Origin of the sequence: Burkholderia sp. BCC1640, from assembly GCF_902833125.1 — a bacterium.
Taxonomy (GTDB): Bacteria; Pseudomonadota; Gammaproteobacteria; order Burkholderiales; family Burkholderiaceae; genus Burkholderia; species Burkholderia diffusa.
The window spans coordinates 1-250 of sequence record NZ_CADFEF010000202.1 but is presented as its reverse complement, the minus strand read 5'-3'; the positions used below and the strand labels follow the sequence as shown (position 1 = coordinate 250).

Sequence of the window (250 nt, the reverse complement as noted above, 5' to 3'; positions counted from 1 at the left end):
CATGCGGACGACACGCCGCTGCCAGTGCTGGCGCCCGGCAACGGCCGCACGAAGACAGGACGTCTGTGGGTCTACGTGCGTGATGATCGGCCAAGTGCCTCCGAAGCGCCGGCGGCGGTCTGGTTTGTTTACGCCGACCGGAAATTGAGCCACTTGTAGGGATCGCGCCGACTGAAAACTGAGCCGGGCAATCAACCTATCCTGCTAGTTTTTCAGGCAGGGTGTTTGGGGATGATCCCGATGACCATGA

1 pseudogene is annotated in these 250 nt (G+C 60.8%); it reads left to right on the top strand.

Features of this window, described 5'->3' with window-relative positions:
• Positions 1-144, top strand: a pseudogene (locus HWX25_RS33215) (transposase); the annotation flags it as partial.
• Positions 145-250 lie beyond the last annotated feature (106 nt).